General features: G+C 66.9%; 1 protein-coding gene. It reads left to right on the forward strand.

Features of this window, described 5'->3' with window-relative positions:
• A partial coding sequence (locus CVH10_RS17230) for a transposase (RefSeq protein ID WP_146142976.1) occupies positions 1-490 on the forward strand: 490 nt, incomplete at both ends.

Below are 490 nucleotides of genomic sequence, written 5' to 3' on the forward strand. Positions count from 1 at the left end.
GCCGGTGCCGGCCCAGGTGATCGACAAGGGCATCCCCACCGCCGGCCTCCTGGCGCAGGTGATGGTGGCCAAGTACGCTGACCACCTTCCGCTGTACCGCCAGGAAATCATCTTCGGGCGTGCCGGCCTGGCCATCCCGCGCTCGACGCTTGGTGCGTGGGTCGGCGCCTGTGGCGTACGCCTGCAACCCCTGGTCGACGCACTCAAGGGCGCAATCCTCGCTCACGGCGTACTGCATGCCGACGAGACCCCGGTGGCAATGCTTAAGCCCGGCACGGGCAAGACGCATCGTGCCTATCTGTGGGCCTACACCCCAGGCGCCTTCGAAGGCATGAAGGCCGTGGTCTACGACTTCGCCGACAGCCGGGCCGGCCAGCATGCGCAGGACTTCCTGGGCGAATGGCGCGGTGCGCTGGTCTGCGACGACTACTCGGGCTACAAGGCCCTGCTGGCCAAAGGCGTCGACATCGTCAACCGCAGCTTCAAGTAC

It is taken from the genome of Halomonas sp. ND22Bw, from assembly GCF_003011945.1.
Classification (GTDB): Bacteria; Pseudomonadota; Gammaproteobacteria; order Pseudomonadales; family Halomonadaceae; genus Halomonas; species Halomonas halophila.